Below are 26,956 nucleotides of genomic sequence, written 5' to 3'. Positions count from 1 at the left end.
GTCGGTGGAGTTGTTGCCCCGGGTGGCGGTGTGGCGGACCTGGGCGTGGATCTCGACCGGGCGGGCGTGCTCCCGGGGGTCGACCGACCGTGGCCGGCCGGCCACGGTCGTCGGGGACCGGCGTCAGAAGCCGTGGCGGGCGCCGCCGTCGACGGGCAGCATGACGCCCGTCAGGTACGACGCCGCCGGGGAGAGGAAGAACGCCGCCGCACGGCCGAACTCCTCCGGCGTGCCGTAGCGGCGCAGCGGGATCCGCGCCTCGTTCGCCGCGCGGGAGGCGGCCGCGTCACCGGACAGGGCGTCCAGCTCCCGCACCCTGTCCGTGTCGATGCGCGAGGGCAGCAGCCCGATGACCCGGATGCCGCGCGGGCCCAGGTCCACCGACAGGGACTTCGCGAAGCCGGCGAGCCCCGGGCGCAGGCCGTTGGAGATGGTCAGGCCGGGGATCGGTTCGTGGACCGAGCCGGACAGGACGAAGCCGATGACCCCGCCCTCGCCGAGTTCGGCCGCCGCCGCCCGGGCCAGGCGGACCGCGCCCAGGAAGACCGACTCGAAGGCGGTCGTCCACTGCTGGTCCGTGTTGTCCGCCGCCGCGCCCGGGGCCGGGCCGCCGACGCTGATGAGGATGCCGTCGAGGCGGCCGAAGCGTTCCACGGCCGTCGCGACGAGCCGCGCCGCCGTCTGCGGGTCGGAGTTGTCCGCCGCGACGCCCACCGCGTCCGGGCCCAGGGAGGCGGCGGCGGCAGCCGCGCGCTCCTCGTCGCGTCCGGTGACGATCAGCTTCGCGCCCTCGGCGGCCAGTTCGCGCGCGGAGGCGTGGCCGAGGCCGCGGGTGGCCCCGGTGACGATGTAGACACGGTCCTTCAGTCCAAGATCCATGCCGGACACGCTACGCCGAGGCGGTCGCCATCTCCGAGGCGGCCTTCGCCGCCGCCTCGTCGCGGTCCCGCTTCTCCCGGCGCACCAGGATCACCCACCCCACCGGCACCGCGGCGGCGAACAGCCACCACTGAACGGCGTACGCCATGTGCGGGCCGATCGAGTCGTGGTCGGGTTCGGCGACCGGCTCCGGGCTGCCCCCGGCCGGGACCGGCGCGGTGAGCTCCAGGTACCCGCCGAGCACGGGCTTGCCCAGGCGGGCCGTCTGCTGGGCGCTGTCGATCAGCATCACCTGGCGCTCCGGCAGGCCCCTGCGGTCCTTGATGCCGCTGTCGCCGCTCGTCTCGTCGGCCTTGAGCCGCCCGGTGACCGTCACCTCGCCCGTGGGCGCCGCCGGCACCGGCGGGTAGGCGCCGGAGTCCTCGCCGCTCGCCACCCACCCGCGGTTGACCAGCACCACCCGGCCGTCGTCCAGCTCCAGCGGGGTGACGACCTGGAAGCCGACCTTGCCGTCGTTGGAGGTCCGCATCCGGACGACCACCTCGTGGGCGGAGTCGTACGTACCGGTGGCGGAGACCGCGCGCCAGTAGTCGTTCCTCGGGACGGTGTGGCCGGGGGAGGTGAGTTCGCCCACCGGGACCGGTTTCCCGTACAGGTTCCGGGCGATCAGCTCGTTCTGCGCGACCCGGTGCTCATGGCGGTGGTACTGCCAGAACCCCAGCTTGATCATCGCGGGGATGAGGGCGAGGGCGATGAGGGTGAGGCACACCCACTGCCGGGTCAGCACAAAGCGGTACACGCCCACGACGGTACCCCCACCCGCGCGGACCCCGGCGGCCGGGTGGCGTCATCACGGGGCGCCGGCCGCGCTGCCCACCTTGTCGACGATCCCGGCCTTGCCCTCCGCGCGGGCGCAGTGCGCCCCGCAGTACCAGTGGCCGTCCGCCTCGACGCCCTGTCCGATGATCTGCACGCGACAGTGCTCGCAGATGGGCGCCATCCGGTGGATGGCGCAGGAGAAGGAGTCGAACACGTGCCGCGCACCGTCCTGGGTCTCCACGTAGAACGCCAGGTCGTAATCGTTTCCGCATACTTCGCAACGGGCCATGCGCCACAGGGTGGGACCGGACGGGTGGCCCGGGGAAGAGGGCGCGTGGCGAGTCGCGCGAGGGTCACCCGTCTGCCGGAGCCACGTCCCGCAGGAGCTGGGTGAAGGCGGCCTCGTCGACCACGGGCGTTCCGAAGGACTTCGCCTTCACGGTCTTCGACGTCGCCGAGTCCGGGTCGTTGGTGACCAGGAGGCTCGTGAGCCGCGACACACTCGTCGCGACGTGCAGGCCGGCCTCGACCGCCCGGTCCTCCAGGAGCTCCCGGTCCACGGAGGTGTCGCCGGAGAAGGCGATCCGCATGCCCTGCTTGAGCGGCTTGCCGTCCTCGAACCGGCCCGGGTTGGGGTGCGGGCACGGCGGGCGCTTGCGGGAGGGCCGCCAGCTCGTCGCGCCGAAGGGGCCCTGGTAGCCGACGCGGGGCGCGGCGGGCGAGTCCGACCACTCCGTCAACGGGCGGCATTCCAGCAGGGGCAGCCGGACGCCGTCCCGGGCGGCCGCGTGCAGCGAGGGACGGAACGCCTCCGCGAGGACGCGGGCGTCATCGAGCGCGTGGTGGGCGCGCTGCTGGACGACCCCGAAGTGGGCGGCGAGCGATTCCAGCTTGTGGTTGGGCAGCGGGAGGTTCAGCTCCTTCGACAGCGCGATGGTGCACAGCCGTTGACGGACCGGCGCCGCCGCGGCGGCCCGGGCGTACTCGCGGGCGATCATCTGCCAGTCGAAGATGGCGTTGTGCGCGACCAGCACCCGGTCCGAGAGGCGGCCGGCGAACTCCTCGGCGATGTCCTCGAAGAGCGGGGCGTCCCGGAGCACGTCGCTGGTCAGGCCGTGGATCCACACGGGCCCGGGATCGCGGCGCGGGTTGACCAGGGTGTACCAGTGGTCCTCCACGTTGCCCTGCGCGTCGAGCCGGTAGACGGCGGCGGAGACTATCCGGTCGTCGCGCGCGAGCCCGGTGGTCTCCACGTCGACGACCGCGTACCCCTGGGGGTACGCGGTCGGCCACATCGTCTCTGCGGTCGTTCGGTCGTCGAGCATGGTCACAGAGGATATCGGCCCCCGCTGACACCCGTGTCCCGATGGTGGAGGGTCGGGCGGCGGAACGGGGTGGTCAGCCGCGGCCGGGCGGCTCCGGCGCCAGCAGCGCCCGCGTCAAAGCGCGTACGGAGAGCAGGAACAGCCGCTCCGGGTCGGGCGGCCGGGCCAGGGCGCGCGAGAGCGCCGGGTCGCCGGGCGCCGCGGCCGGGTCCCAGAGCTCGCCCTCGGCGGGGGACTGGGCGGGGGAACGCTCGCGATTGCGCTCCACGAGCAGGAAGCCGACGATCTGGAACTGGACGGCCCGCACCGCGTCGGCGGCCCGTGCCCCCCTCAGCCCCGCCGCGCGGACCTCGTGCACCAGCGCCTGTTGGGCGGGCAGGAACATCCGCTCGGTCAGCCCCCGTTCGTGCACCATCGCGATCAGGTGCGGCCGCTCCCGCAGTTCGCGGCGCAGCAGCCGGGCCACGGAGACGATCCGCTCGGCCGGGGTGCGGCCCGACGGTTTGACGGCGCCCATCTCGCGTACGGTCCGCTCCACGAGGGCGTCGAGCAGCGATTCCCGGTTCCCGACGTGCCAGTAGATGGAGGTCACGGCCGTCCCGAGTTCCGCGGCGAGCCCCCGCATGGTGAGCGCCGCCGGGCCGTGCCGTCTGACCATGGACGCGGCCGCGTCCAGCACCTCCTCGCGGGTCAGCGAGCTTCGCGCCATGGGTGCGCCGCCAATCTGTCGGTCCGTCAGTTCTCTTGGTCGAGGGTCTTTACCCTTCATCGTCGGCGGTGTAACTGTGTTACAGAGCCGGTGCGGTCCCGGGACGGGGACGACCCCAGAGAAGGGTGGTACACCCATGGCACGCGTACGGTACGGAGCGCGCACGGAAGCCGAGATCGCGGCGTCGCGCGAGAAGAGTTCCCGACTCCCCGACATCTGGTCGACGGGCGTGGTGGCGGTCTGGGAGAGCGACCCGGACGTGGTCGCGGCGGTCCTGCCGCCTCCGCTGAAGCCCGCCGAACGCCCCCTCGTACGGGCCAACATCAGCAAGGTCGACCTGCCCGGATATCCGCTCGGCGCCGGGTCGGTGGCCGTCGCCGCCCGTCACGGCGAAGTCGAGGGCTGGTACCCGCTCGTCATGCCGATGACCCACGAACGCGCGCTGATCGGCGGCCGGGAGGTGTTCGGCGAACCGAAGAAGCTGGGCGAGGTCACCGTCGAGCGGGAGGGCCTGGTCGTACGGGCCTCGCTCGCCCGCCACGGCATCGCCTTCGTGGAAGTGCGCGGGGCCGTCGACGGCGCCCTGCCGCTGCCCGAACCCACCACCAAGACCGACTTCTACTTCAAGTTCCTGCCCTCGGTCGACGGCGGCGGCCTCGAAGCCGACCCGGTGCTCGTGCACTGCACGCGCAACGAGAAGGTCCGCAGGCTGGAGCACCTCACCGGCGACGTGGTGCTGCGCGAGTCGATGTTCGACCCGGTGGCCGACCTCCCCGTACGCCGCATCGTGGACCTCACCATCGGCGAGAAGACCACCGACCAGAAGGGCCGCGTCGCCGAACGCGTCAGCGCCCGGGCCCTGCTCCCGTACATCCACCAGCGCTACGACGACCCGCTCCAGATCCTCGACGGGCCGCCCGAAGGGAGCGTGTGAGATGCGCCTCGAACCGGGACAGGTCGCCGTCGTCACCGGCGCGGCCAGTGGCATCGGCCTCGCCATGGCCCGCCGTTTCGCAGCCGAGGGACTGAGGGTCGTCCTCGCCGACGTGGAGGAGGGCGCCCTGCGCGAGGCGGTCGCCGAACTCTCCGCCGAGGGCGCCGAGGTACTGGCCCGAAAGGTCGACGTCAGCGAACGCGACTCGGTCATCGCCCTCGCGGACGCCGCCTACGACGCCTTCGGCGCCGTCCACGTCCTCTGCAACAACGCGGGCGTCGGCTCCGGCGCCGAGGGCCGGATGTGGGAGCACGAGCCCAACGACTGGAAATGGGCCTTCTCCGTCAATGTATGGGGCGTCTTCCACGGCATCCAGGCGTTCGTCCCCCGCATGATCGCGGCCGGCGCCCCCGGCCACGTCGTCAACACCAGCTCCGGCGACGGCGGCATCGCCCCCCTGCCCACCGCCTCCGTCTACGCCGTCACCAAAGCCGCCGTGGTCACCATGACGGAGTCGCTGTACGCCCACCTCAAGGCGGAGGGCGCCGACGTCGGCGCCTCTGTCCTCTTCCCCGGACCGCACATGCTGCGCACCGGCCTGTGGGAGTCGCACCGCAACCGGCCCGACCGCTACGCGAAGCAGCGGCCGCGCAAGACCCCGTACCGCAGCCTCGACCAGTACGAGGCCGCGATGAAGCGGGCCGGCCACCAGGTGGAGTTCACCCCCGTCGAGGACGTCGCCGCGCACGTGGTCGACGGCATCCGCGCCGACCGGTTCTGGATGCTCCCGGAGAGCGAGCACAGCGACCGGCAGATCCGCGCCCGTTCGCGGTCGATGCTGGAGCGAGCCAACCCCGCCTACCTCGAAAGCTTCATCCTCGACTGAGGAGCAGAGGAGCCCTGCCGTGAACGCGTTCGAAGACCCGTACCTGATCATCTCCTCCGACTGCCACGCGGGACTGCCGACCGAGCGCTACCGCCCGTACCTCGACTCCCGCTTCCACGCCCGGTTCGACGAGTTCCTCGGACAGCAGGGCGCCCGCCGCGAGGAGGCCACCCGCCTCGGGGTCCGCAACGAGGCCTTCGCCGAGAAGTGGTTCCACGACCACGAGGAAGGACTCAAGGGCGGCTGGGACGTCGGGCAGCGCCTCAAGGAACTCGACGGCGACGGAGTGGCCGCCGAAGTCGTCTTCCCCGACGCGGACGCCGTCGACAGCCAGACCGCGGCCCCCTTCGGGGTCGGCCTCGGCCTCTCCGGCGACCAGGACCCGGAACTCGGCATGGCCGGCGCGCAGGCCCACAACCGCTGGCTGGCCGAGTTCGTCTCCGAACACCCCGAACGGCACTGCGGGGTCGCCCTGCTGCCCATCACCGGCGAACCGGCGAAGGTCGTCGCCGAGATCCACCGGGCGAAGGAGTCCGGGCTCGGCGCGCTGATGATCCCCTCCATGTGGGTGGACCAGGCGCCCTACCACGACCGCCGCTACGACCCGATCTGGGCGGCGGCGGCCGAGACCGCCATGCCGGTCGTCACCCACTCCGGGGCCGCGCCCCGCCACGAGTACGGGGACCACCTCGGCATCTACGTCTCCGAGGTCACCTGGTGGCCGGCCCGCCCCCTCTGGTTCCTGCTCTGGTCCGGAGTGTTCGAACGCCACCCGGGGCTCAGGTTCGGGGTCGCCGAGTCCGGCTGCTGGTGGCTGCCGAACCAGCTGTGGTTCATGGACCGGCTCTACCTCGGCGCGCACGGCGGCAAGAAGCTCTCCCCGTTCGCGGAGCTGAAACGGCCCCCGAGCGAGTACCTGGACCGCCAGGTCTTCATCTGCGCCACGAACACCAAACGGCGCGAGCTGGCCCAGCGCCACGAGATCGGCGTGGACAACATCCTGTGGGGCTCGGACTTCCCACACCCCGAGGGCACCTGGCCCGACACCCGCGGCTGGCTGCGCAAGACCTTCCACGACATCCCGGTCGGCGAGACCCGCCGGATGCTGGGCCTCGCGGCGGCCGATGTCTTCGGCTTCGACACCGCGAAGCTGGCCCCGCTCGCCCGGCGGATCGGCCCGACCCCGGCGGACCTCGGACAGAGCGCCGACCAGGCGTCGGTGGAAGCCTCCTGGGCCCGCTCCCGGGAGGTGGGCCGGCACTGGCTGACCGGCCACGACTTCCCGACGCTGGGGGTCTCGTCATGACGCCGGACCGCTACACGGTCATCTCGGCCGACTGCCACGCGGGCGCGGACCTGCTCGACTACAAGCCCTACCTGGAGAAGCGCCACCACGACGAGTTCGACGCCTGGGCCGCCCACTACGTCAACCCGTACGAGGACCTCTTGGCGGACACCGCGGACCGCAATTGGAACTCCGCCCGCCGGCTGGCCGAACTCGAAGCGGACGGCATCGTCGCGGAGGTCGTCTTCCCCAACACCATCCCGCCGTTCTTCCCCAGCGCGGCCCTGATGGCGCCCGCGCCGACGGCGGCCGAATTCACCCTGCGCTGGGCGGGGCTGCGGGCCCACAACCGGTGGCTGGCGGACTTCTGCGCGGATGCCCCGGGCCGCAGGGCGGGCGTGGTCCAGATCCTGCTGAACGACGTCGAGGAGGCGGTCGAGGAGATCCGCCGCACGAAGGAGGCCGGCCTGACGGGCGGCGTCCTGCTCCCCGGCGCCCCGCCCGGCTCCGGCGTCCCGGAGCTCTACTCCGCGGCCTACGACCCGATCTGGGCGGTGTGCGACGAACTCGACGTCCCGGTCAACCACCACGGCGGCTCGGCGTCCCCGCCCCTGGGCGACGAGCCGGCCGCCCGGGCGGTGTTCATGGTGGAGACCACCTGGTTCTCCCACCGCGCCCTGTGGCACCTGATCTTCGGCGGGGCCTTCCGCCGCCACCCCGGTCTCAGGCTGGTCCTGACGGAGCAGGGCTCGGGCTGGATCCCCGGCGTGCTGGACATGCTGGACTACTACCACGCCCGGTTGGTCGCCGCCTCGGCCACGGCGGAGGCCAAGTTCGGCGCGGGCCTCGCGGAGTCGATGGGCAAGGGCCCCGGCGAAGTCTGGCGCGACAACTGCTTCGTGGGGGCCAGCTTCATGCGCCCCCACGAAGTCCCGCTGCGGGAACGGATCGGGCTCGACAAGATCATGTGGGGCAGCGACTACCCCCACGACGAGGGCACCACGCCCTTCTCCCGCGAGGGCCTGCGCATCGCCTACGCGGGTCTGCCGAGGGAGGAGGTCGCCGCCATGGTCGGCGGCAACGCGGCCCGCGTCTACGGCTTCGACCTGCCCCTGCTGGACGCGGTGGCCGCCACGTGCGGCCCCCTGGTCTCGGAGGTCGCCCGGCCGCTGAGCGAGGTCCCGCCCGAGGCCACGAGCCCGGCCTTCGCCCGCGGCGGCTCGGTGCGCGTCTGGTGACATCGACCCGCCGGAGCGGCTCAGTTGACGTAGGTGAGCCGCTCCGGCGCGATCAGCTCGGGCGCCGGTGAAGGCGGACCTGTGGTCCGTCTCGATCCGCAGGGAACGCAGGCCGGCCGGCGGAGCCAGGTCCACGACGTCGGCGCATTCGACGATCCGCAGGGCGGTTCAGCTCCGGCAGGTCCGCCAGCGGTGCCGGCCCGCCGGGGCACCCGCAGCGCAGCAGCATCGGCTCGGTCAGCCTCCGGTAAGGGGCCGGCAAGCCGAGGTCCACCGAGACGGTGTGCCGGATCTGGAGCGACGTCAGGCCGGCGAGCGGCTGCCGCACCGCGAACTGCGCGGGTCGGCGACCGCGTCCAGGGCGGTCGGGCGTTCGCGGTCGGGCAGTCCCGTGGCTGCCCCGCCCTGGCCGACCAGTATGCGCGGTACCCCCGGTAACACGGTCGGATACCGATCGGTAACAACCTCTAGCGGCGCCCCCGGAGGCGCCTTTATGGTGCGGGCATGCCGAACCTGCCCGATGTCGTGCTGTGGTCCATACCCGCCTTCGTGCTGCTCACCGTCATCGAGTTGGTGAGCTACCGGATCCATCCCGACGAGGATGCCGCCGGGTACGACACCAAGGACGCGGTCACGAGCGTCACCATGGGGCTCGGCAGCATCGGGTTCGACCTGCTGTGGAAGATCCCGGTCGTCGCGGTCTTCACGGCGGTCTACGAACTCACCCCGCTCCGCGTGCCCTTCCTGTGGTGGACCGCCCTGCTGATGCTGCTCGCCCAGGACTTCCTCTACTACTGGCAGCACCGGCTCCACCACGTCATCCGCATCCTGTGGGCCTGCCACGTGGTGCACCACAGCAGCCGCAGGTTCAACCTCACCACCGCCCTGCGCCAGCCCTGGACCAGCGCGACCACCTGGTGGTTCTACCTGCCGATGGTCGCCCTCGGCGTCCACCCGGCCGCGATCCCCTTCTGCTACGGCCTCAACCTGCTCTACCAGTTCTGGGTCCACACCGAGCGCATCGGAAAGCTGCCGCGGGCCTACGAGTACGTCTTCAACACCCCCTCCCACCACCGCGTCCACCACGCCTCCCAGGGCGGCTACCTCGACCGCAACTTCGGCGGCATCCTGATCGTCTGGGACCGGATGTTCGGGTCCTGGGTGGGGGAGACGGAACGGCCCGTCTACGGGCTCACCAAGAACATCGACACCCACAACCCGCTGCGCGTCGCCACTCACGAATACGCCGCCATCGCCCGCGACGTGCGGGCCGCCCGCACCTGGCGCGAGCGCGCCGGACGGGTCTTCCGCGGCCCCGGCTGGCAGCCCGTCCCGACCGCCGCGCCCGCCAAGTCCCCGGCGGAGCAAGCCGCGTGAGCGCCGCCGACTCCCGTACCCCCTCCTGGGCCCGCCCCGTACCGGACGACACCCGGGGACGGACGCTGCTCGCCGCCTTCGCCGCAGCCGGCGTGCTCGACCTCGCCTCACTGCTCGCCGGTTGGCACCTCGGCCACGTCCTCGCCAAGCCGCTGCTCATGCCGTTGCTCGTGGCCTACGTCTGCTCGCGGCGTCAGGGGGGCACCCGGCTGCTGGTCGCGGCCCTGCTCTTCGGGTGGGGCGGGGACCTGGCACTGCTCTTCGACGCCCCCGCCGGCTTCCTGATCGGCATGGGCTCCTTCGCCGCGGGCCACGTCTGCTACCTCCTGCTCTTCGGCCGGGGCAGGACGAGCCCCGCGCTCGGGGGCGCGTACGCCCTGGTGCTCGTCGCCGTGGTCGCGCTGCTCTGGAACGACCTCCCGGCCGGGCTGCGGGTGCCCGTCGCCGGGTACAGCCTGCTGCTCACGGCCATGGCCTGCCGCGCCGGCGTCCTCGGGACGCGCGCGGCGATCGGCGGGGCGCTGTTCCTGCTCTCCGACACCCTCATCGCCACCGGCGTCGCCGAGTGGCCGCAGCCGCCCCGCCCGGACTTCTGGATCATGGCCACCTACCTCGCGGCCCAGTACCTGCTGGTCGCGGGCGTCATGGGCACGGGCGCACCCACCTCCCGGCAGGCGTACGGTAGGTCAGTCATACAAGACTGAACCAACCCGATCCGGAGGGCTGCACCACCATGCGTGCCACCGTCATCCACGCCCCGCACGACATCCGCGTGGAGGAGGTGCCCGACGCTGCGATCCAGCGCCCCGAGGACGCCGTCGTCCGCGTCCTGCGTGCCTGCATCTGCGGCAGCGACCTGTGGGCCTACCGCGGCGAGGCCGCGCGCGAGCCCGGCCAGCGCATCGGCCACGAGTTCCTCGGCATAGTCGAGGAGACCGGCTCCGCCGTCTCCGGCCTGCGCGCCGGCGACCTCGTCGTGGCCCCCTTCATGTGGTCCGACGGCACCTGCGACTACTGCTCCGAGGGCCTCTACACCTCCTGCGTGCACGGCGGCTTCTGGGGCTCGGTCGGTCACGACGGCGGCCAGGGCGAGGCCGTCCGCGTACCGCACGCCGACGGCACCCTCGTGAAGCTGCCCGCCGACGCCGCCTCCGACGACCACCTGCTGACCGCGCTGCTGGCGCTGTCCGACGTCATGGGCACCGGCCACCACGCCGCCGTGGGCGCCGGCGTCCGCAAGGGCTCCACGGTCGCCGTCGTCGGAGACGGCGCGGTCGGCCTGTGCGGCGTCCTCGCGGCCAAGCGGCTCGGCGCCGAGCGGATCATCGCCCTGGGCCGGCACGCCGCCCGTACGGACATCGCGAAGCTGTTCGGGGCCACCGACATCGTCGCCGAGCGCGGCGAGGCCGCCGAGGCGGCCGTCCGCGAGCTCACCGGGGGTCAGGGCGCCCACTCGGTCATCGAGGCCGTCGGCACCGAGCAGTCCATGCGCACCGCCGTGAACATCACCCGCGACGGTGGGGCCATCGGCTACGTCGGCGTCCCGCACGGCAGCGGCACCGGCCTCGACCTCGGTGTGATGTTCGACCGCAACATCACCCTGCGCGGGGGCGTCGCCCCGGTGCGCGCGTACATCCCGGAGCTGCTGGAGGACGTGCTGAGCGGCGCGATCGACCCGTCGCCCGTCTTCGACCGGGCCGTCGGCCTGGACGGGGTGCCGGACGGCTACCGGGCGATGGACGACCGCAGCGCCCTCAAGGTGCTGATCACGCCCTGACACGCGGTGCACGGACCGCGGGGGCCGGCCGGGGGAAACCCCCGGCCGGCCCCCGCGCGCATTCCGCGCCGGCTCGTGGCCGAGTACCGGGCCGCTCGGTTACTTGACGGCCTTGAGCGCGTCCACCACGCCGTAGCCGTAGTAGCCGGTCTGCCCCCACTTGCTCTGGCAGGTGGTGGCGTCGATCAGCGCGCCCGCGTCGTCGTAGATCTTGTCCGGGCAGGCCGTCTTCGTGGCCTGGGCCTTCAGCATCGCCTGGAGCTGCGCCGGCGTGGCCGTCGGGTGGGCGCTCTTGAGCAGGGCCGCGACGCCGGCGACGTGCGGGCCGGCCATCGAGGTGCCCTGCTTGTAGCCGTAGCCGCCGCCCGGAAGGGTGGACAGCACGCGGCCGTTGGCGTCCGGGGTGTCCGGTATCTGCCACTTGTCGCCGCCGGGCGCCGCCACGTCGATGACGCCGAGCCCGTAGCTGGAGTAGTAGGAGCGCACGCCCTTGTCGCCGGTGGCGGAGACGGAGACCACGCCCGGCAGTTGCGTCGGCAGGTCCAGGCAGTCGTGCGGGTCGATCGTGCGTGGCCCGGGGGTCCCGTCGTCCGGGCTCGTGTCGTCGACGATCGAGTGGGACGCCAGGTCCCAGTTCTCGTTGCCGGCGGACGCCACGTTGAGGACGCCCTTGCGCTCCGCGTACTTGCTCGCCCGGCCGAGGGCCTCCACCAGCGCCTTCTGGTCGTCGTCCGACTTGCAGTTGAAGTACCAGGGGTCGACGTAGTAGCTGTTGTTGGTCACCTCGATCCCCTTCTCGGCCGCGAACATGAAGCCGCAGACCACCGCTTCGGTGTAGAAGAGGCTGGTCCCGGGCTCGCTCACCTTGATCGCGGCGACCTTCGCGCCCGGCGCGACGCCGCTGACGCCGATGCCGTTGCGCGCGGCGGCGATGGTGCCCGCCACGTGGGTGCCGTGGTCACTGCCGTTCGGGTACGGGCGCCACGCGCCGTCCGTGGTGTCGGCGACGCCGCCGACGCAGTTGGCCGACTGGCTCTTGGAGAAGTTCGGGGCGAGGTCCGGGTGGGTGTCGTCGATACCCGTGTCGATGACGCCCACGGTGACGTCCGGGCTGCCGGCGTTGATCGCCTGCGCCTGGTCGGCCTTGATCGCCCGCAGGTCCCACTGGTTGGGCTCCAGCGGCTCCTGCCCCGGCTGCGCGGTCGCCGCCGCCTTGGCCGCGTCCGCCGCGCTGAGGCGCTGCGTGGTGCCCTCCTCGGTGGTCTGCACCGTCGCGAGGGGGGCGGTGCGGGTGGCGCCGACCGACACGAACAGGCCGCGCTGGGCCCGGAGCTGCTTGGCGAAGTCCGGGTTCTGGGAGTGGGCGACGATCACCCCGATCTGCTCGTACGAGATCACCACCGTGCCGCCTGCCCGCTCGACGGCCTTTTTGGCCGCCGTCACGGTGGCGTACGTGTTCAAATTCGCCACGTACGACAGCTTGGGCCCGGTCGTGTCGGGCTTCGCGCCGGCCGCCGCGTCCGCCGTCGTCCCCAGGGGCGCGGCGGAGGCCGCGACCGAGGGCAGGAAGGCGAGCGAGGCGGTGAGGGCCAGGGCGGCCGGTACGGCGAGACGGCCGTGCCTCTTGGGGGATCGTGACCCCAGCTGAGCCATGGGTTCTCCACATCATCCGTGAAAGGGCCGTCCGCGCGCGGTCGCGCGGGACGGCGGGTTCATGACAAGCGAACCTAGTGCCGGCCGTCACCTTTGCGCCATCAGTTCGAGGAATCGGGTGGAAGAGGAGCGGCGGGGAACGGGTCGCGGAAACGGAACGCGTTGAACCGTCCCGTCGCGCGAGCCGTGCCGTTGTCAGGGGGACCGGCGTTACCGCCCCCCACACGGAGGTTGTTGTGTCCGTACCCGCCCCCTCGCACCCGCGTCACAAGGAGAGCCCCCGGTGACAACCCAAGCAGCGGCGCAGCCGCCCGGCGGCGTCGAACCACGTCCGGCGGCCCCCACGGCCGAAGCGTTCGAACGCGTCCAGCAGAGCACGGAGTTCGCCGAACTGCGCCGCTCCCACCGCTCCTTCGCCTTCCCGCTCACCGTCGCGTTCATCGCCTGGTACCTGCTGTACGTCCTGCTCTCGAACTACGCGGGCGACTTCATGGGAACCAAGCTCTTCGGCAACATCAACGTCGCCCTCGTCCTCGGCCTCGCCCAGTTCGCGACGACCTTCCTCATCGCCTGGCTCTACTCGCGCCACGCCGCCACCGCGCTCGACCCCAAGGCGGCGGCCATCAAGGCCCGGATGGAGGCCGGGGAATGAGCACACCACTGCACCTGACGGTCGCCGCCGGCGCCACCGAGCACCGTCCGCTGATCATGACCCTGTTCGGGTTGTTCGTCGTCGCCACCCTGATCATCACCATCTGGGCCGGCCGACAGACGAAGGACGCCGCCGACTTCTACGCCGGCGGACGCCAGTTCACAGGCTTCCAGAACGGCCTGGCCATCTCCGGCGACTACATGTCCGCCGCGTCCTTCCTCGGCATCGCCGGGGCCATCGCGCTCTTCGGCTACGACGGCTTCCTCTACTCCATCGGCTTCCTCGTCGCCTGGCTGGTGGCGCTGCTGCTCGTCGCCGAACCGCTGCGCAACTCCGGCCGCTACACGATGGGTGACGTCCTCGCCTACCGGATGCGCCAGCGCCCCGTCCGGACCGCCGCCGGCACCTCCACCATCGTCGTCTCGATCTTCTACCTCCTCGCCCAGATGGCGGGCGCGGGCGTACTGGTCTCACTGCTCCTGGGCATCACCAGCGACGGCGGCAAGGTCGCCGTCGTCGCCCTCGTCGGCGTCCTGATGATCCTCTACGTGACCATCGGCGGGATGAAGGGCACCACCTGGGTCCAGATGGTCAAGGCCGTCCTGCTCATCGCCGGCGCCCTGCTCGTCACCTTCCTGGTGCTGCTGAAGTTCCACTTCAACATCTCCGAACTGCTGGGCAAGGCCGCCGAGAACAGCGGTCAGGGCGCCAAGTTCCTTGAGCCCGGCCTCAAGTACGGCAAGGACGGGATCACGAAGCTCGACTTCATCTCCCTGGGCATCGCCCTCGTCCTGGGCACCGCCGGACTGCCCCACATCCTGATCCGCTTCTACACCGTGCCCACCGCCAAGGCCGCCCGCAAGTCCGTCAACTGGGCCATCGGCATCATCGGCGCCTTCTACCTGATGACGATCGCCCTCGGCTTCGGCGCCGCCGCGCTGCTCAAGCGGGCCGACATCCTCGCCTCCAACAAGGCGGGCAACACCGCGGCCCCGCTGCTCGCCCAAGAGGTCGGTGGCGGCGCGGGTACCACCGGCGGCGCCGTCCTGCTGGCCGTGATCTCCGCCGTGGCCTTCGCCACCATCCTCGCCGTGGTCGCGGGCCTCACCCTGGCCTCGTCCTCGTCCTTCGCGCACGACATCTACGTCAACGTCATCCGCAAGGGCAAGGCCACCGAGAAGGAGGAGGTCCGCGCGGCCCGCTGGTCGACCGTCGTGATCGGCGCCGTCGCCATCGGACTCGGCGCCCTCGCCCGCGACCTCAACGTCGCCGGCCTGGTCGCCCTCGCCTTCGCCGTCGCCGCCTCCGCCAACCTGCCGACGATCCTCTACAGCCTGTTCTGGAAGCGTTTCACCACCCGGGGCGCGCTGTGGTCCATCTACGGCGGCCTGGTCTCCTCCGTCGTCCTGGTGCTCTTCTCCCCGGTGGTCTCCGGCAAGCCCACCTCGATGTTCAAGGACGCCGACTTCTACTGGTTCCCGCTGGAGAACCCCGGCATCGTCTCCATCCCCCTAGGCTTCCTCCTCGGGTGGCTGGGAACCCTCCTGTCGAAGGAGGAGGCCGACCCCAGGAAGTTCGCGGAACTCGAGGTCCGCTCCCTGACGGGAACAGGCGCGCACTGAAATACTCCAGACACCCGTCGTGGCCGTGTCGTATTTCCCTACGACACGGCCACGTCGCGTCTCGTTCATTCGGGCACCACAACAAGTCACAGGCGTCGCGTAGGCTCGAAAGCAGCGCACACATGTCTCATCCGAGCTGCGCGACCTCTATGAACCGGACAGGGGAGGGGGCCCACAGTGCTTCTCGACACTTACGGCCGCGTAGCCACTGACCTGCGCGTCTCACTCACCGACCGGTGCAACCTGCGCTGCACCTACTGCATGCCCGAAGAGGGCCTGCAGTGGTTGCAGAAGACGGACCTGCTCAGCGACGACGAGATCGTCCGACTGATCCGCATCGCGGTCACCCGGCTCGGCATCACCGAAGTCCGCTTCACCGGCGGTGAACCGCTGCTGCGGCCGGGTCTCGTCGGCATCGTCGAGCGCTGCGCGGCCCTGGAGCCGCGACCCATGATGTCGCTGACCACCAACGGCATCGGCCTCAAGCGCACCGCACAGGCGCTCAAGGCCGCCGGCCTGGACCGAGTGAACGTTTCGCTGGACACCCTGCGGCCCGAGGTGTTCAAGACCCTCACCCGACGCGACCGCCACCACGACGTCATCGACGGCATGGCCGCCGCCCGCGCGGCCGGCCTCACCCCGGTGAAGGTCAACGCGGTGCTGATGCCCGGCCTCAACGACGACGAGGCCCCCGACCTGCTCGCCTGGGCCGTGGAGAACGCGTACGAGCTCCGCTTCATCGAGCAGATGCCGCTCGACGCCCAGCACGGCTGGAAGCGCGACGGGATGATCACCGCCGGTGACATCCTCGCTTCGCTGCGCACCCGCTTCACCCTCACCGAGGAAGGCGCCGACGAGCGCGGCTCCGCCCCCGCCGAACGCTGGCTCGTGGACGGCGGACCGGCCACCGTCGGGGTCATCGCCTCCGTCACCCGCCCGTTCTGCGGCGCCTGCGACCGCACCCGCCTCACGGCCGACGGCCAGGTCCGTACCTGCCTCTTCGCCACCGAGGAGTCGGACCTGCGGGCGGCCCTGCGCTCGGGCGCCCCGGACGAGGAGATCGCCCGCCTGTGGCAGGTGGCGATGTGGGGCAAGAAGGCCGGCTCCGGCCTCGACGACCCGAGCTTCCTCCAGCCCGACCGCCCGATGTCGGCGATCGGCGGCTAGCCGCCCCACGCACGGCACGAGGCCCCGTCCGGCGACCGGACGGGGCCTCGTACCGTTTTACGGCGCGGCTGTGGCGCGCTTCTAGCGCTCGCGCTCCGAGCCCTCCGGTCGGACCCAGTCCGCCAGCTTCACGACGTCCTTCAGGAACCCGCGCACGCCCAGGAACTGCGAGAGGTGCTCGCGGTGCTCCTCGCACGCCAACCACGTCTTGCGGCGCTCCGGCGTGTGCAGCTTCGGGTTGTTCCACGCCAGGACCCAGACCGCCGCGGCCCGGCAGCCCTTGGCGGAGCAGGTGGGATCGGTGCCGGGCGCGCCGGTGTCCGTATCGGGGGAGTGCGCATCAGGGGAGTTCACGGCCTCAACCCTACAAACGGAAGGGCGACGCCGAGCAGCCACGGGGGGAGCTGCCCGGCGTCGGTCCGTCGCTCCGACGGGGGATGCGGAGCGCGTAGGCAGTATGTCACGCAGGACCCGGTGCGGTGCACCGGAACTTCATGATTGATCTGAGGTTTTCTTGAGGTTTCCCGCCTCCAGTGCCGGGTGCACAGGGGCGGGCAGGAAGTGCGAGGGCAGCGAGGGCGCCGACTCGCGTCCCGCGTTGGCGATGACCACCGCGACGTAGGGCAGCAGGGCGCCCGCCACCAGGGTCACGATCGCCACATGACGCTCCACGTTCCACAGGAAAACGGTCGCCAGGACCGACAGGGTCCTGATCGTCATGGAGATCACGTACCGGCGCTGCCGGCCCCGCACGTCCTCGCTGAGGCCCATTCGCGCTCCGGTGATCCGGAAGACCTCGGCCCCGTTCCGCTTCGACCGTTCCACGTTCCACCACCCGATCCACCCGCCGGGCGCTCCCGGCCCGGACCCTTCCACCGTACGCCGCCGTCATCGGGTCGAGGAGAGGGGGTGTCCCCCGAATGGCGCCGTCGGGCATGCGACCCCCGCGGGGCGGGCCGAAACTGGCCGCACCTGCGCACAACGCGCCACGAGGAGGCTCGACATGCATTGGTTGTGGGCGATCATCGTCGGTTTGGTGCTGGGGCTGATTGCCAGGGCCATCCTGCCGGGCAAGCAACACCAGCCGATCTGGCTGACCGTGATCTTCGGCATCATCGGAGGCGTCCTGGGCAACGCCGTGGCCACGTGGATCGGTGTGCACGACACCAAGGGCATCGACTGGATCCGGCACCTGCTCCAGCTCGCCGGCGCCGTCGTCATCGTCGGACTCGGCGACATGATCTACATGTCCCTGCGGGGCGACCGACGGCGTCAGACGACCTGACCTGACCCGGCGCCTCCCGGGGCGCGACGAAGGGGCCGGCCGGATCGAAGTCCGTACCGGCCCCTTCTCGCATGCCGGGACGTCAGCCGGCGACCTCGACCGCCGCGAGGTTCTTCTTCCCGCGGCGCAGCACGAGCCAGCGACCGTGCAGCAGGTCCTCCGAGGCCGGTACCGCGTCCTCCGAGGTCACCTTCACGTTGTTCACGTAGGCGCCGCCCTCCTTCACGGTCCGGCGGCCGGCGGACTTGCTGGCCACCAGCCCCGTCTCCGCGAACAGGTCGACCACCGGGCCGAGCTCGGCGACCTTCGCGTGCGGCAGCTCCGACAGGGCAGCGGCCAGCGTCGCCGGGTCCAGGTCGGCCAGCTCGCCCTGGCCGAACAGCGCCTTCGAAGCGGCGATCACGGCGGCGCACTGGTCGGCGCCGTGCACCAGCGTCGTGAGCTCCTCCGCCAGCGCCCGCTGCGCGGCGCGCGCCTGCGGCCGCTCGGCGGTCTGCGCCTCCAACTCCTCCAGTTCCTCGCGGGACTTGAAGGACAGGATCCGCATGTAGCCCGAGATGTCCCGGTCGTCCACGTTCAGCCAGAACTGGTAGAACGCGTACGGGGTGGTCATCTCCGGGTCGAGCCAGACGGCCCCGCCCTCGGTCTTGCCGAACTTGGTGCCGTCCGCCTTGACCATCAGCGGGGTCGCCATCGCGTGCACCTGCGCGTCCGGCTCGACCCGGTGGATCAGGTCGAGGCCGGCCGTCAGGTTGCCCCACTGGTCGGAGCCGCCCTGCTGGAGCGTGCAGCCGTGACGCCGGTACAGCTCCAGGAAGTCCATCCCCTGGAGGAGCTGGTAGCTGAACTCCGTGTAGCTGATGCCCTGGTCGGACTCCAGCCGCTTGGCGACCGAGTCCTTCGTCAGCATCTTGTTGACGCGGAAGTGCTTGCCGATGTCCCGCAGGAACTCGATGGCGGACATGCCCGCCGTCCAGTCCAGGTTGTTGACCAGGACCGCCGCGTTCTCGCCTTCGAACGAGAGGAACGGCTCGATCTGCGAGCGCAGCCGGTTCACCCACTCCGCGATGACCGCCGGATCGTTCAGGGTGCGCTCGGCGGTCGGACGCGGGTCGCCGATCTGACCGGTGGCCCCGCCGACCAGCGCCAGCGGCCGGTTCCCGGCCAGCTGGAGCCGGCGCATGGTCAGCACCTGCACGAGGTGGCCGACGTGCAGCGAGGCCGCGGTGGGGTCGTAGCCGCAATAGAACGTGACGGGACCGGCCGCGAACGCCTTGCGCAGCGCTTCTTCGTCGGTGGACTGGGCGAACAGCCCGCGCCACTTCAATTCGTCGACGATGTCCGTCACGGTCTTCCGACTCCTTCGAATGATGGGATTGCCGTCTCAGTCTATGGGGGTCAGACCCCCTTGCTGACCGAGCTCATGTTGAAGTCCGGGATCCGCAGGGCCGGCATCGCGGTGCGGGTGAACCAGTCGCTCCACTCGCGCGGGAGGGTCTTCTCGGTCCGGCCGGCCTCCGTGGCCCGCGACAACAGGTCCACGGGTGACTCGTTGAACCGGAAGTTGTTGACCTCGCCGAGGACCTCGCCGTTCTCCACCAGGTACACGCCGTCCCGGGTCAGGCCCGTGAGCAGCAGCGTCGCCGGATCGACCTCACGGATGTACCAGAGGCAGGTGAGCAGCAGGCCCCGCCCCCGGTGGCCGGTGCCCGCCACCATCTCCTCCAGGGACTTCTCGCCGCCCGCGTCCAGGATCAGGTTCCCGAAGCCGGGGGAGAGCGGGAGCCCGGTCAGGGCCGCGCTGTGCCGGGTCGTGGTCAGCCGGGCGAGCTCGCCCCCGCTGATCCACTCCGTGGGCGGGACCGGCAGCCCGTTGTCGAACACCGAGGCGTCGTCGCCGGAGCTGTGCGCGATCACGAACGGCGCGGACTCCAGGCCCGGCGCGTTCGGGTCGCTGCGCAGCGTCAGCGGCAGCTCCGACAGCCTGTCGCCGATCCGGGTGCCGCCGCCGGGCTTGGAGAAGACCGTCCGGCCCTCCACCGCGTCGCGGGCCGCCGCCGACCACATCTGGTAGATCAGCAGGTCCGCCACCGCCGTCGGCGGCAGCAGGGTCTCGTACCGCCCGGCCGGCAGGTCGAAGCGGCGCTCCGCCCAGCCCAGGCGTACGGCGAGCTCCGCGTCCAGCGCGGTCGGGTCCACGTCCTTGAAGTCCCGCGTGGCGCGGCCGGCCCAGGCCGAGCGCTGACGGTCCGGCGACTTCGCGTTCAGCTCCAGCGTGCCGTTCGGCTGGTCGTGCCGCAGCCGCAGCCCGGTGGAGGTGCCGACGTAGGTGGAGACCAGCTCGTGGTTGGCGAAGCCGTACAGCTCACGGCCGCCCGCGCGGGCCCGGGCGAACGCCTCGCCGAGGGCCGGGGCGAAGTCCGCGAACACCGCGGAAGAGGTCTCGGCGGGGGCGTCGGTGAAGTCCGGCGAGGCCGGGGTGCCGCTGATCAGGGCCTGGGCGTCCTCCGCCGGCGCCGCGTTCCGCGCGGCCGCCTCGGCGGCCCGCACCAGCGGCTCCAGGTCGTCCGACGTCACGGCGGAGCGCGACACGACCCCCGAGGCCGTGCCCTCCTTGCCGTCGACCGTCGCGATGACCGTCAGGGTCCGGCCGCGGGTGACGCCGTTGGTGGTGAGCGCGTTGCCCGCCCAGCGCAGGTTGGCCGTCGACTGCTCGTCGGCGATGACGACGCATCCGTCGGCGGTGGACAGCTCCAGGGCCCGCTCGACGATCTCGTGGGGCTTGGTACGAACCGACATCAGCGCCCGGCCTCCTGGGTCGTGTTCAGGATGTTCACGTCACGGAACAGCGCGGACGGGCAACCGTGAGACACGGCCGCGACCTGTCCCGGCTGTGCCTTGCCGCAGTTGAAGGCGCCGCCCAGCACATACGTCTGAGGACCGCCGACCTTCTCCATCGAGCCCCAGAACTCGGTGGTCGTGGCCTGGTACGCCACGTCGCGGAGCTGCCCGGCCAGCCGCCCGTTCTCGATGCGGAAGAACCGCTGCCCGGTGAACTGGAAGTTGTAGCGCTGCATGTCGATCGACCAGGAGCGGTCGCCGACCACGTAGATCCCGCGCTCCACCCCGCCGATCAGGTCCTCCGTGGACAGGCCGCCGGGATCCGGCCGCAGCGATACGTTCGCCATCCGCTGCACCGGCACGTGGCCCGGCGAATCGGCGAACGCGCAGCCGTTGGAGCGCCCGAGCCCGGTCAGCTTCGCGATCCGGCGGTCCAACTGGTAACCGACCAGGGTGCCGTCCTTGACCAGGTCCCAGCTCTGCGCCTCGACGCCCTCGTCGTCGTAGCCGACGGTGGCCAGGCCGTGCTCCGCCGTGCGGTCACCGGTCACGTTCATGATCGAGGAGCCGTACTTCAACGTGCCGAGCCGGTCGAAGGTGGCGAACGAGGTCCCGGCGTACGCCGCCTCGTAGCCCAGCGCCCGGTCGAGCTCGGTGGCGTGCCCGATGGATTCGTGGATGGTGAGCCACAGGTTGGACGGGTCCACGACCAGGTCGTAGCGCCCGGCCCGCACGCTCGGCGCCCGCATCTTCTCGGCGAGCAGGCCGGGGATCTGCTCCAGCTCCGCGTCCCAGTCCCAGCCGGTGCCCGTCAGGTACTCCCAGCCGCGGCCGGCCGGCGGGGCGATGGTGCGCATCGAGTCGAACTCGCCGGTGGAGGCGTCCACGGCGACCGCAGTGAGCTGGGGGTGGATCCGCACCCGCTGCTGGGTGGTGGAGGTGCCGGAGGTGTCCGCGTAGAACTTGTTCTCGTGGACGGCGAGCAGCGAGGCGTCGACGTGCGTCACGCCCTCGGCTGCCAGCAGTCGTGCGCTCCACTCCGCCAGCAGGGCCGCCTTCTCCGTGTCCGGCACGTCGAACGGGTTCACCTCGTAGGCGGAGATCCAGGTCCGGTCCGCGTGCACCGGCTCCGCGGCCAGCTCCACCCTCTCGTCGGAACCCGCCGCCTTGAGCACCTGGGCCGACAGCTTGGCCATGGCCACGGCCTGCGAGGCCACCTTGGCGGCGCCGTCCATGGTCAGGTCCACACCGGAGGCGAAGCCCCAGCTGCCGCCGTGCACCACGCGCACCGCGTAACCGAGGTCGGTGGTGTCCGAGCTGCCGGAGGGCTTCGCGTCGCGCAGCCGCCAGGAGGCGCTGCGGATTCGCTCCAGCCGGAAGTCGGCGTGGTCGGAGCCCAGCGCGCGAGCCCGCGCGAGCGCCGCGTCGGCGAGCGCCCGCAAAGGCAGCGCGGTGAAAGCCGCGTCGATGGAATGGGGCACGGAATTCCTCCCGGGGTCGGGGCCGGTCGCCCCGATCATGTCGCGCCCGGGGCCGTTGTGCACACTTCTTTCTGTAGAGACTCCACAGACGCTGCGGCAAGGCCCTGTCGGGCCCCGATTCTCCTTATCCGGGCCGGGACCGATAGGTTTTTGCCCATCACACAGCTAAGCGAAAGGGTGATCCGTTGAGCCGCTCGGTTCTCGTCACCGGAGGAAACCGGGGCATCGGCCTCGCCATCGCCCGCGTCTTCGTGGAGGCGGGCGACAAGGTCGCGATCACGTACCGGTCCGGCGAGCCGCCGCAGGAGCTCACCTCCCTGGGCGTCCTGGCGGTCCGCTGCGACATCACCGACTCGGAGCAGGTGGAGCAGGCCTACAAGGAGATCGAGGACAAGCACGGCGCGGTCGAGGTGCTGGTGGCCAACGCCGGCATCACCAAGGACACCCTGCTCATGCGTATGTCCGAGGAGGACTTCGCGTCGGTCGTCGACACGAACCTCACCGGTACGTTCCGCGTCGTGAAGCGGGCCAACCGCGGGATGCTGCGCGCCAAGAAGGGCCGCGTCGTCATGATCTCCTCGGTCGTCGGCCTGCTCGGCGCGGCCGGTCAGGCCAACTACGCCGCCTCGAAGGCCGCCCTCGTCGGTTTCGCCCGCTCGCTCGCCCGTGAGCTCGGCTCCCGCAACATCACCTTCAACGTCGTCGCCCCCGGATTCGTGGACACCGACATGACGAAGGTGCTCACCGACGAGCAGCGCGCGGTCATCATGCAGCAGGTCCCCCTCGGCCGCTACGCGCGGCCCGAGGAGATCGCGTCGGTCGTGAGCTTTCTGGCGTCCGAGAACGCCGCGTACATCACCGGAGCCGTCATTCCCGTAGACGGCGGATTGGGCATGGGTCACTGATCACCATGAGTGGAATTCTCGAGGGCAAGCGCATCCTCATCACGGGGGTGCTGATGGAGTCGTCCATCGCCTTCCACGCCGCGAAGCTGGCCCAGGAGCAGGGCGCCGAAGTCATCCTGACCGCCTTCCCGAGGCCGACGCTGACGGAGCGCATCGCCCGCAAGCTGCCGAAGCCGGCGAAGGTGATCGAGCTCGACGTCACCAACGACGAGCACCTGGCCCGCCTGGAGCAGCTCGTCCGCGACGAGCTCGGCGGCCTGGACGGCGTCGTCCACTCCATCGGCTTCGCGCCGCAGGACGCCCTGGGCGGCAACTTCCTGAACACCCCGTTCGAGTCGGTCGCCACCGCCATGCACGTCTCGGCGTTCTCGCTGAAGTCGCTCACCATGGCCTGCAAGCCGCTGTTCCCGCACGAGGGCGCGGCCGTCGTCGGCCTGACCTTCGACGCGCAGTTCGCCTGGCCGCAGTACGACTGGATGGGTCCGGCCAAGGCCGCGCTGGAGGCCACCAGCCGTTACCTGGCCCGTGACCTGGGCAAGGAGAACATCCGCTGCAACCTGGTCTCGGCCGGCCCGATCGGCTCGATGGCCGCGAAGTCCATCCCGGGCTTCTCCGACCTGGCGGAGGTGTGGAACTCCCGCTCCATGCTGGAGTGGGACATGAACGACCCTGAGCCCACCGGCCGGGCCATCGTGGCGCTGCTGTCCGACTGGTTCCCGAAGACCACGGGCGAGATCGTCCACGTGGACGGCGGCCTGCACGCCATGGGCGCCTGACCTTCCGCGCCGGAGCCCATCGGTCCGGCCCGTCGTCCGGTCCGATGGTCAGGCCCGTTACGTCCGTACGGCGGTGGCCGCGTTTTCCTCCGGGGAGGCGCGGCCACCGCCGTTTCGGCCCGTGGCGCGCGGGGTTTCACGGGGTGCGCGCGCGGGGGTCGAGCGGACGTTCGTCGGCCGACCGGATCTTCCCGAGTCGAAAACCGGGACGTATGCCTGCAAACTGACCGGGCCGGGATCTTCCCGGGTCCTTCGGGGAGGAGGTACGGGCGTGGGCGCGAGGCCGAACCGAGCGATGTCACTGCTGGTCACCTCGGTGGCCCTGGCCGCCCTGCTGATCCCCGGAGCCGTCGCGATCCCCGGAGCCGCCGCGCAGCCCGCGAGCGGCGAACCCGTGCCCGGAGCCCCTATGAACGGGGACGTCGGCGTCGTGGACCCGGCCGAGATCCCCGCCGAGCCGCCCGCGCAGTCCGCGTCGCCCGCCCGCGAGCTGTTCGGCGCCGACTGCGACACCGTGATCGAGGCGTCACAGGTGACGGCGTACTGCCAGAACAGGTTCCCGCGGACCGACCTGGTGCGGCTGCACGTCGAATGCGACCAGTGGTGGGACATCGACGGTGACGGCGCGGCCGTCGCCGTCGGGCCCGCCGGCCGGGTCGAGCTCGACGGCCGGTGCTGGAAGGAGGTCCGCTCGGCCTGGGTGAGCCACGAGCCCGGCTGAGCGACCGCTACCGCTCGCGGCGGCAGGCGAACGGGTACCCCGCGGCCTCCGACGCGGCCGTCTCCGCGTCCCCGCGCCGGATCGCCTCGATCAACCGGGCGTGGTCCAGGTGCGTCTGCGGACTCAGCTCCGGCCCGACGTCCGTCCGCAGCCAGTCGGCCACCAGGTCGCCCAGGTCCGCGTAGAGGCCGACCAGCACCTCGTTGTGCGAGGCCGCCACCACCGCCATGTGCAGGCTCACGTCCGCCGCGACGAACAGCTCCTTGTCCCCGCTGCGCCACGCTTCCTCGCGCCGGGCCAGCAACGCGTCCAGCTGGGCGAGGTCCCGTTCGGTGCGCCGCTGCGCCGCCAACCGCGCCGCCGAGGACTCCAGCGTCGAGCGGAGCTCCGCGATGTGCCGGGGGTCGGACGCGGCGAAGCGCCGGTGCATCACCCCGGCCAGCTCGCTGGTGGCGAGCACGTACGTACCCGAACCCTGGCGGATGTCGAGGAGGCCGTTGTGGGCGAGCGCCCGGACGGCCTCCCGGACCGTGTTGCGGGCGACGCCCAGCAGCTCGACCAGCTCGGGTTCCGTCGGGATGCGCGAGCCCACCGGCCACTCACCGGAGGTGATCTGGTTCCTGAGCTGGGCGATCACCTGATCGACGAGCGCGGATCGCCGGGGCGAGGTCAGCGGCATGCGGGCGGGTCCTCTCGGGACGTTCGACGCGTCGTCCTCGGAGGCGACGGATCGGGGACTGGACAACCAATCATCCCATGATTCTATGATGGAGCAATGTCCGAGGATGAGGTCCAGACCGTGAACCGGCCCCAGGCCGCCCGCACGGCGCCCCCGCAGCCCCGCACCACCCCTGCCACCCCCGAGCCGGCGTGGCTCGGGCCGGTGCTCATCGTCGGCATCGTGCTCGCCGCCCTCAACCTGCGGCCCGCCATCACCAGCCTCGGCGCCCTCTTCGAGGAGACCCGCACCGGTCTCGGCATGAGCGGCACCGTCGCCGGACTCGTCACCTCGGTCCCCGCCCTCTGCTTCGCCGTCTTCGGCATCACCGCACCCCGCCTCTCCCGCCGCTTCGGACCGGCCGCGGTCGTCTGCGCCGGCATGGCCGCCGTCGCCGCGGGCCTCCTGATCCGGCCCTTCGCCGGCAACGCCGCCGGGTTCCTCGCAGCCAGCGCCCTGTCCCTGGCCGGCATAGCGCTGACCAACGTGCTGCTCCCGGTGATCATCAAGCGCTGGTTCCCGGACCGGGTCGGCACCATGACCGGCCTCTACTCCATGGCCCTGGCCGCCGGCACCTCCCTCGCCGCCGCCGCGACCGTCCCGCTCACCTCCGCCCTCGGGGGCGACTGGCGCACCGGCCTGCTGGTCTGGGCGGTCATCGCCATCGCCGCCGTGCTGCCCTGGCTGCCCATCGCCGCGGCGGCCCGCCGCGCCCGGGACGCCGGCCCCGCGGCGGCCCCCGGCACCGGCCCGCGCGTCGTGCGAAGCCGCACCGCCTGGGCCCTGGCCGGCTACTTCGGCCTCCAGGCCACCAGCGCCTACGTCACCATGGGCTGGCTCGCGCAGATCTTCCGTGACGCCGGGGTCTCCGCCTCCACCGCCGGCGTACTGCTCGCCGTCACCATGTTCATGGGCGTCCCGCTCGCCTTCGTGATCCCCCGCCTCGCCGGCCGGATGCGCCACCAGGGCCCCATCGCCGTCGCCCTCGGCCTCTTCGGCTTCCTCGGGTACGCCGGTCTCTGGCTCGCCCCGGCGGGCGGCGCCTGGGCCTGGGCGCTTTTGCTCGGCGTCTCCAACTGCGCCTTCCCGCTCGTCATCACCATGATCGGACTGCGCGCCAAGTCACCCGCCGGGGTCGTCAAGCTCTCCGCCTTCGCCCAGAGCACCGGCTACCTGATCTCCATCCCCGGCCCGCTGCTCATCGGCGCGCTGTACCAGCACAGCGGCGGCTGGGACCTGCCGTTGGCGCTCATGGCCGGGCTGCTGGTCCCGCAGATCGTGCTCGGCGTGCTCGCCGGGCGGGACCGCACGATCGAGGGCGAATGCGGCATGGGAGACTGAGCGGCATGTCGCCCGTACTCGAACCGAACCCCCAGAACGGCCACAAGAAGCTCGGCCTCGTGCTCGGCGCGATGCTCGTCGTGACCGTCGTCATCGCCGTCATCGCCTCCGTCGTCTCCCCCTGACGACCGCCCCCCTCGGGGCCGGGGGTAGGGACAACCCCCGTACCCCTAGGGGGTCAGGCTCAGGGTGATCTGGGGTGTGCCCCGGATGGGAGCCGCGGTGTCGAATCCCTAGATTCGACACCGCGAGCCAGTCCCACCAGCACACCCACGGAGGCGGCCATGTCGGCCCCCACGCACGCCCCGTCCGGCTCCCGCCGTCGCACCCGCACCGCCGGTACGGGCGCCGACGCCCGGCTGCACTGGTGGGCGCTGGCGCTGCCCGCGCTCGCCTTCTGCCTCCTGCTGCTGCTCCTCGCGGGATCCGGCGAGGCACACGCCGTGAGCGGCGAAGGCCCCTCCCTCGTCCACGTCACCGCACAGCTCCTGCGCGCGGTCGGCTGACCGGCGCACGCCGGGGCGCACAGGGGGCGCAAGGCGGCGCCGCACCCCGGCCGGGAACC

At 71.7% G+C, this 26,956-nt stretch carries 29 protein-coding genes; 17 read left to right on the top strand and 12 right to left on the bottom strand.

Annotation, left to right across the window (positions count from 1 at the left end; genetic code table 11):
• Positions 1-123: 123 nt before the first annotated feature.
• From ABZ934_RS31060 to ABZ934_RS31040, 5 genes are all read right to left on the bottom strand, one after another.
• Complete coding sequence (locus ABZ934_RS31060) at positions 124-879, bottom strand: SDR family oxidoreductase (RefSeq protein WP_361319487.1); 756 nt, start codon at positions 877-879, stop codon at positions 124-126.
• 10 nt (positions 880-889) lie between these two features.
• On the bottom strand, positions 890-1,678 hold the full coding sequence (locus ABZ934_RS31055) for an SURF1 family protein (RefSeq protein ID WP_361319485.1): 789 nt from the start codon (positions 1,676-1,678) through the stop codon (positions 890-892).
• Between the two features lie 51 nt (positions 1,679-1,729).
• Positions 1,730-1,987 carry a hypothetical protein gene (locus ABZ934_RS31050; RefSeq protein WP_361319483.1) on the bottom strand — a complete coding sequence of 86 codons (258 nt, stop codon included), beginning with the start codon at positions 1,985-1,987 and terminating at the stop codon, positions 1,730-1,732.
• Positions 1,988-2,051: 64 nt separating this feature from the next.
• Positions 2,052-3,029: a DEDDh family exonuclease gene (locus ABZ934_RS31045; protein WP_361319481.1), complete on the bottom strand. Its 978-nt coding sequence runs from the start codon at positions 3,027-3,029 to the stop codon at positions 2,052-2,054.
• Between the two features lie 67 nt (positions 3,030-3,096).
• Positions 3,097-3,732, bottom strand: a complete 636-nt coding sequence (locus ABZ934_RS31040) for a TetR family transcriptional regulator (protein WP_361319479.1) — start codon at positions 3,730-3,732, stop codon at positions 3,097-3,099.
• A 136-nt stretch (positions 3,733-3,868) separates the two neighbouring features.
• On the opposite strand from ABZ934_RS31040, the gene ABZ934_RS31035 reads away from it, so the two are divergent.
• From ABZ934_RS31035 to ABZ934_RS31005, 7 genes are all read left to right on the top strand, one after another.
• Positions 3,869-4,666, top strand: coding sequence for an acetoacetate decarboxylase family protein (locus tag ABZ934_RS31035; RefSeq protein ID WP_361319477.1), 798 nt, complete (start codon positions 3,869-3,871; stop codon positions 4,664-4,666).
• A gap of 1 nt (position 4,667) precedes the next feature.
• Positions 4,668-5,552 carry an SDR family NAD(P)-dependent oxidoreductase gene (locus ABZ934_RS31030; RefSeq protein WP_361319475.1) on the top strand — a complete coding sequence of 295 codons (885 nt, stop codon included), beginning with the start codon at positions 4,668-4,670 and terminating at the stop codon, positions 5,550-5,552.
• 19 nt (positions 5,553-5,571) lie between these two features.
• On the top strand, positions 5,572-6,858 hold the full coding sequence (locus ABZ934_RS31025) for an amidohydrolase family protein (protein ID WP_361319473.1): 1,287 nt from the start codon (positions 5,572-5,574) through the stop codon (positions 6,856-6,858).
• Positions 6,855-8,075 carry an amidohydrolase family protein gene (locus ABZ934_RS31020; RefSeq protein ID WP_361319471.1) on the top strand — a complete coding sequence of 407 codons (1,221 nt, stop codon included), beginning with the start codon at positions 6,855-6,857 and terminating at the stop codon, positions 8,073-8,075. Before ABZ934_RS31025 ends, ABZ934_RS31020 begins: the two co-directional genes overlap by 4 nt.
• Positions 8,076-8,579: 504 nt before the next feature.
• Positions 8,580-9,452: a sterol desaturase family protein gene (locus ABZ934_RS31015; RefSeq protein ID WP_361319469.1), complete on the top strand. Its 873-nt coding sequence runs from the start codon at positions 8,580-8,582 to the stop codon at positions 9,450-9,452.
• Positions 9,449-10,156: a lysoplasmalogenase gene (locus tag ABZ934_RS31010; protein WP_361319467.1), complete on the top strand. Its 708-nt coding sequence runs from the start codon at positions 9,449-9,451 to the stop codon at positions 10,154-10,156. Before ABZ934_RS31015 ends, ABZ934_RS31010 begins: the two co-directional genes overlap by 4 nt.
• A gap of 29 nt (positions 10,157-10,185) precedes the next feature.
• Positions 10,186-11,229: a zinc-dependent alcohol dehydrogenase family protein gene (locus ABZ934_RS31005; RefSeq protein ID WP_361319465.1), complete on the top strand. Its 1,044-nt coding sequence runs from the start codon at positions 10,186-10,188 to the stop codon at positions 11,227-11,229.
• A 99-nt stretch (positions 11,230-11,328) separates the two neighbouring features.
• On the opposite strand, the gene ABZ934_RS31000 is transcribed toward ABZ934_RS31005, so the two are convergent.
• Positions 11,329-12,882: a S8 family serine peptidase gene (locus ABZ934_RS31000; RefSeq protein ID WP_361319463.1), complete on the bottom strand. Its 1,554-nt coding sequence runs from the start codon at positions 12,880-12,882 to the stop codon at positions 11,329-11,331.
• A 283-nt stretch (positions 12,883-13,165) separates the two neighbouring features.
• On the opposite strand from ABZ934_RS31000, the gene ABZ934_RS30995 reads away from it, so the two are divergent.
• The 3 genes from ABZ934_RS30995 (at position 13,166) to moaA (ending at position 16,323) form a co-directional block, all read left to right on the top strand.
• On the top strand, positions 13,166-13,534 hold the full coding sequence (locus ABZ934_RS30995) for a DUF485 domain-containing protein (protein WP_361319461.1): 369 nt from the start codon (positions 13,166-13,168) through the stop codon (positions 13,532-13,534).
• Positions 13,531-15,156: a cation acetate symporter gene (locus ABZ934_RS30990; RefSeq protein WP_361319459.1), complete on the top strand. Its 1,626-nt coding sequence runs from the start codon at positions 13,531-13,533 to the stop codon at positions 15,154-15,156. Before ABZ934_RS30995 ends, ABZ934_RS30990 begins: the two co-directional genes overlap by 4 nt.
• 177 nt (positions 15,157-15,333) lie before the next feature.
• Complete coding sequence (gene moaA, locus ABZ934_RS30985) at positions 15,334-16,323, top strand: GTP 3',8-cyclase MoaA (RefSeq protein ID WP_361319457.1); 990 nt, start codon at positions 15,334-15,336, stop codon at positions 16,321-16,323.
• Between the two features lie 81 nt (positions 16,324-16,404).
• On the opposite strand, the gene ABZ934_RS30980 is transcribed toward moaA, so the two are convergent.
• On the bottom strand, positions 16,405-16,677 hold the full coding sequence (locus tag ABZ934_RS30980) for a hypothetical protein (RefSeq protein WP_361319455.1): 273 nt from the start codon (positions 16,675-16,677) through the stop codon (positions 16,405-16,407).
• 138 nt (positions 16,678-16,815) lie between these two features.
• Entirely contained in the window at positions 16,816-17,094 is a 279-nt protein-coding gene (locus tag ABZ934_RS30975; protein ID WP_361319453.1) for a DUF3099 domain-containing protein, read from the bottom strand.
• 232 nt (positions 17,095-17,326) lie between these two features.
• Here ABZ934_RS30975 and ABZ934_RS30970 point away from each other — a divergent pair, with 232 nt between their 5' ends.
• Positions 17,327-17,608, top strand: a complete 282-nt coding sequence (locus ABZ934_RS30970; RefSeq protein ID WP_361319451.1) for a GlsB/YeaQ/YmgE family stress response membrane protein — start codon at positions 17,327-17,329, stop codon at positions 17,606-17,608.
• Positions 17,609-17,690: 82 nt separating this feature from the next.
• On the opposite strand, the gene tyrS is transcribed toward ABZ934_RS30970, so the two are convergent.
• The 3 genes from tyrS to ABZ934_RS30955 are packed head-to-tail and all read right to left on the bottom strand — an operon-like array spanning position 17,691 to position 21,930.
• Positions 17,691-18,956, bottom strand: a complete 1,266-nt coding sequence (gene tyrS, locus ABZ934_RS30965; protein WP_361319449.1) for a tyrosine--tRNA ligase — start codon at positions 18,954-18,956, stop codon at positions 17,691-17,693.
• Positions 18,957-19,006: 50 nt separating this feature from the next.
• Positions 19,007-20,407, bottom strand: coding sequence for a metallopeptidase TldD-related protein (locus ABZ934_RS30960; RefSeq protein ID WP_361319447.1), 1,401 nt, complete (start codon positions 20,405-20,407; stop codon positions 19,007-19,009).
• Positions 20,407-21,930 (bottom strand): TldD/PmbA family protein, encoded by a 1,524-nt coding sequence (locus tag ABZ934_RS30955; protein ID WP_361319445.1) that lies wholly within the window; start codon positions 21,928-21,930, stop codon positions 20,407-20,409. Before ABZ934_RS30955 ends, ABZ934_RS30960 begins: the two co-directional genes overlap by 1 nt.
• 185 nt (positions 21,931-22,115) lie before the next feature.
• Here ABZ934_RS30955 and fabG point away from each other — a divergent pair, with 185 nt between their 5' ends.
• The 3 genes from fabG to ABZ934_RS30940 all read left to right on the top strand — a co-directional run bounded on the left by fabG (position 22,116) and on the right by ABZ934_RS30940 (position 24,332).
• Positions 22,116-22,835, top strand: a complete 720-nt coding sequence (gene fabG / locus ABZ934_RS30950) for a 3-oxoacyl-[acyl-carrier-protein] reductase (RefSeq protein WP_361319443.1) — start codon at positions 22,116-22,118, stop codon at positions 22,833-22,835.
• A gap of 5 nt (positions 22,836-22,840) precedes the next feature.
• Positions 22,841-23,611, top strand: a complete 771-nt coding sequence (fabI, locus tag ABZ934_RS30945; protein WP_361319441.1) for an enoyl-ACP reductase FabI — start codon at positions 22,841-22,843, stop codon at positions 23,609-23,611.
• Between the two features lie 271 nt (positions 23,612-23,882).
• Positions 23,883-24,332: a hypothetical protein gene (locus ABZ934_RS30940; protein WP_361319439.1), complete on the top strand. Its 450-nt coding sequence runs from the start codon at positions 23,883-23,885 to the stop codon at positions 24,330-24,332.
• Between the two features lie 7 nt (positions 24,333-24,339).
• Here ABZ934_RS30940 and ABZ934_RS30935 read toward each other — a convergent pair whose 3' ends face one another.
• Complete coding sequence (locus ABZ934_RS30935) at positions 24,340-25,011, bottom strand: FadR/GntR family transcriptional regulator (RefSeq protein WP_361319493.1); 672 nt, start codon at positions 25,009-25,011, stop codon at positions 24,340-24,342.
• A gap of 96 nt (positions 25,012-25,107) precedes the next feature.
• On the opposite strand from ABZ934_RS30935, the gene ABZ934_RS30930 reads away from it, so the two are divergent.
• From ABZ934_RS30930 to ABZ934_RS30920, 3 genes are all read left to right on the top strand, one after another.
• Positions 25,108-26,391: an MFS transporter gene (locus tag ABZ934_RS30930; protein ID WP_361319437.1), complete on the top strand. Its 1,284-nt coding sequence runs from the start codon at positions 25,108-25,110 to the stop codon at positions 26,389-26,391.
• Positions 26,392-26,396: 5 nt separating this feature from the next.
• On the top strand, positions 26,397-26,516 hold the full coding sequence (locus ABZ934_RS30925) for an SGM_5486 family transporter-associated protein (protein WP_361319435.1): 120 nt from the start codon (positions 26,397-26,399) through the stop codon (positions 26,514-26,516).
• Between the two features lie 159 nt (positions 26,517-26,675).
• On the top strand, positions 26,676-26,897 hold the full coding sequence (locus tag ABZ934_RS30920; protein WP_361319433.1) for a hypothetical protein: 222 nt from the start codon (positions 26,676-26,678) through the stop codon (positions 26,895-26,897).
• Positions 26,898-26,956 lie beyond the last annotated feature (59 nt).

The sequence above is a fragment of the Streptomyces sp. NPDC046557 genome (assembly GCF_040645975.1).
GTDB lineage: Bacteria > Actinomycetota > Actinomycetes > Streptomycetales > Streptomycetaceae > Streptomyces.
The sequence above is the reverse complement of the archived record's forward strand: the minus strand, read 5'-3'. Positions and strand labels throughout refer to the sequence as shown.